General features: G+C 62.6%; 3 protein-coding genes and 1 pseudogene. All 4 read right to left on the bottom strand.

Going from position 1 to position 3,591, the window contains the following annotated elements; genetic code table 11:
- Nucleotides 1–38: 38 nt before the first annotated feature.
- Complete coding sequence (locus tag ACSDR0_RS49765; protein ID WP_435295988.1) at nucleotides 39–467, bottom strand: ricin-type beta-trefoil lectin domain protein; 429 nt, start codon at nucleotides 465–467, stop codon at nucleotides 39–41.
- A 427-nt stretch (nucleotides 468–894) separates the two neighbouring features.
- Nucleotides 895–1,539, bottom strand: coding sequence for a hypothetical protein (locus tag ACSDR0_RS49760; RefSeq protein WP_435295987.1), 645 nt, complete (start codon nucleotides 1,537–1,539; stop codon nucleotides 895–897).
- A 389-nt stretch (nucleotides 1,540–1,928) separates the two neighbouring features.
- On the bottom strand, nucleotides 1,929–2,858 hold the full coding sequence (locus ACSDR0_RS49755; protein WP_435295986.1) for a hypothetical protein: 930 nt from the start codon (nucleotides 2,856–2,858) through the stop codon (nucleotides 1,929–1,931).
- 291 nt (nucleotides 2,859–3,149) lie between these two features.
- Nucleotides 3,150–3,515, bottom strand: a pseudogene (locus ACSDR0_RS49750) (transposase); the annotation flags it as partial.
- Between the last annotated feature and the right edge of the window lie 76 nt (nucleotides 3,516–3,591).

Genomic DNA, 3,591 nt, shown 5'->3' with positions numbered 1-3,591 from the left:
TAGAAAGGGCCGTCGTGTCATACCTGCACCCCTACCCCTCACGGGATGGCTTCACGATCACCTCTCAAACACGTTCTGAGATCCGCCGAGATGATGCCCTGGATACCGAGCGCAATTTGGCTGCCGTCGAACACGAACCTTTGGTTGGCGTGGTCCATGCACTGCCACAGGCGCACCCTGGTGTTGTCGGCGCGCTCGTTGGTGGCGTCCAGGCATACCTCCCGGCTGGTGCCGATGGTGTCCTTGACTTTGATCTGGCTGCCGTCGAACACGAACCTTTGGTTGGCGTGGTCCATGCACTGCCACAGGCGCACCCTGGTGTTGTCGGCGCGCTCGTTGGTGGCGTCCAGGCACACGGGGGGCGCGTCGCGGGCGGTGTTGGCAGCGGACGCGGAGGCCACGGCGGGCAGGGCGGTGACCGCACTCACGGCGGCGGCGGCGTACAGTGAATGGCGAGCAAGCAGCATGGTGCCTCCCGGGGAAGGTTGATCAGAACCCACACACCATCCCGCAACCGAACGTATTTGATCAACTACCAAGTGCTTGCACTTGATTGCCCGTGTCGTTTTGCGGCCCGTCTCACCAGGGAATTCCTGGCTACGTGCCCAGCGGCCATCACACAGAGCCACTCCTCGGCCGGTGACACGGACCCACGTGGAGAGCCACAATCGGCCAGGTCACGCTCCGGTTCCTGTTCTAGACCCACCCGTTGCGTGGACGCGGACGACGCGCCCGGGGTCGTTGCCGTGATCGCCGACGCAGGGCATGTCTTTCGCGGGGATGATGTGTGATCGTAGATGAGGGTGCGGGGGGAGCCGCACGCTTCGGATACGGTCGAGTGGCCCGAGCTCAGGTGGCCACCGATTCGTCGGCCGCAGCGTAAAAAGGTGCGGGCTACCAGTAGCGAGCGATAAGGCCTTCAAAGGTGGCCGGAGTCGAGCTGCCCTGGCGTGCTGGGAGCTCCACCTTGATTTTGGCGCTGGCCACCTTGGGGCTGTCGCTGTTGCATCGCGGTTCGCTGATCGTGAGTATGCCCTGCTGGCCCAGGCTCCAGCTAAAGGTACGAGTTTCGGAGCTGAACGGGGCATCGGCGAAAACGAAGGAGAAAGACTTGTCGTTGACGATCAAGGTCCCATCAGCGTCCTTGACCTTGATCTGCACCTTCACCGGGTCGAAAACCCCATCGGGGTTGGACTGGCTGGAATAAGCCGTTCCGAAGTAGAACGTATCGGTGCCGGTCGCATCGACATGGAGATTGCTGAAACTGATTATGTGAGGCTCGGACGCGACGAGCGCGGCGGAGGTATCGAGCACAGCGCCGGATGCGGTGGCGGGCGCGGTGGTATCGACGTTGAACCATGCGCTCCGCTCCGTGCCGCAGGAGGCGGGGCTTAGTCGGGCTGAAGTGTGGGCTTGAGCGCTGGGCGCCGCGCTGAGCGTCAGGAAAGCTGTCAGAGCGCCTGCAGATAGGGCGCGGACGGCATGGACCGGCGACATGATTGTCCTTTCAATGGTGAAAAGGGCCAGATTTTCCTCCATCGCTGCTGAATCCGAGCGATGGGCGACGAAGACTGACCCGTTACGGATCAATACTCATAGTAACGATCAATAGCTTTAAGTAGCGAAAGGTGGGTTGGTTAAGAAGCGTGTCGTGAAGCCCGTGTCACCCATGCCGATGCGTGGCGGGCTTCCTGCATCCAGTCCGTCAGCCGTCTCCTCCGGCTGATCGCCAGCGACGTCAGCCGAGAAGGCAAGCAGGTCATAAGCCGCCTTGGCGACCCAGCGACTTCGGCTCCGAAACCGTTCGCCGACAACGCTCATCGGCTTGAGCCCGCACCTGCCGGTGCGGACCCGGCCTGGCGCCTAGCCGTTGAGGGGACGCTCATGATGTTCGCCCACCGGCGGTTACGGGCCCATGTTTTCGATGGTCAGCTGTCCGGGGTGAATTGGAGGACGGCGCTGGTGCCGCCACGCTTGACGGTCATGGGGTAGGTAGCGCGACTGTCGGGCAACGCACCCTCTAGATCGTTGACGGTACGAATGGGGGTTCCACCCACCTGGGTGATGATGTCGCCTCGCTGCAATCCCGATGCCTGAGTACGGGTACCGAGGTCGACGTTGACAACCTCGACGCCGCTACCTCTGGGGGTGGCGTTTTTAAGTCGCGCCTCCACAGTGCCTGGAGTACTGGGCGTAACCGGGGCCGTGCCCGGCGCCGTACCTGGAGTACTAGGCGTGCCCGATGTATCCGGTGTCATATCTGGAGTACTAGGTGTAACCGGTGTGTCCGGTGCCGTGCCCGGTGTACCTGGTGCATCCGGCGTGTTAAGGGTGATGCGGACGGTGAGCGGCTGGACAACGCCTCGGAGAGTGAAGGTTCCGCTGACCAGGCCACCAGCCGGCGAGGCGTTCGGGTCGGCGATCACACTGACGTGGAGCGGACGGATGAAATTCCACCGGACTCCCGGGATGATGCCGGTTGCGGACCTGCGGTTCTTGGCGATGTTCACCGGGCAACTCTGGCCGCCGCAGTTCAGATCCAGATCCTCGATAAGGGTGTGCTCCGGAGCCTTGACGTTGACGGTGCTAGGGCCGTAGTACCACTGACCGTCGGATGGGTAGGTGACGGTCTGGGCCGTGCCGGGAGCCTCCAGGTCGGGAATGCTCTCCTGCGGAGGCAGTGATTGCGGTCGTAGTGCGATCGAACTCGCTGAGCTCACAGCGGCGGCGGATCCGCCGCCGTCGATGAGCAAGGCGGCGCTCACGGCAAGCACGGCGCACGCTCCGGCACTCTTGCGAATCATGTATATGGCCTTCCTGCTGATGAAGGATCGCGTCGTTTCACGGGGATCGTTCACCGGTGATTCCCCAGGTCACGCTCCGGTTCCTGTTTTAGACCCACCCGTTGCGTGGACCCGGACGACGCGCCCGGGTCGTTGCCGTGATCGGTGGTTCGGCTCGATCACGAAGACCGGCGGTCCGGAGAACTCCGCCTATTTTCCCGGCTGGGCGGAGAGCAGAGAGCTGGGCTCTCGGCCGCACGCGGCAAGGTGGGAACGGCTACTCGGCCATGGGGAGCCCTGGTAGCCGAAGCGGCCCTGACGTCAGCTGATGTACCCCGAGTTCGGTGGAGTCGGCTTGGTTGACTCTCATGCCGACTGGACGTTCGGATAGAGCATCTCGTACTCAATGGGGGTGAGCATCCCCAGGGCACTGTGTCGTCGTTGCCGATTGTGGAAGATCTCCAGGTACTCGAAGATCGCATTCGCCAGCTCGATGCGGGTCTTCCACCGCTTGCGGTTGAGCAGTTCGGTCTGCATCCGTCCCCAGAACGACTCGATGACCGCGTTATCGAAGCAGTCACCGATCGATCCCATGGACGGGACCAGACCGGAGGCCTTGGCGCGCTGAGTGAAGGCCCAGGAGGTGAATTGCACCCCGTGATCGGAGTGGATCAGCGTTCCGGCCGGCGGTGTGCGGTTATGGATCGCCATGCCGAGCGCATTGGTAACCAGTACTACATTCGTAGATTCACTGGGAGTGGATCACCGCGCCTCCGATAATGGCTGATCAGGGCACGTGTCTGGTGAC

The sequence above is a fragment of the Streptosporangium sp. G11 genome (genome assembly GCF_051192615.1).
GTDB lineage: Bacteria > Actinomycetota > Actinomycetes > Streptosporangiales > Streptosporangiaceae > Streptosporangium.
This window is presented reverse-complemented; position numbering and strand designations above follow the sequence as displayed.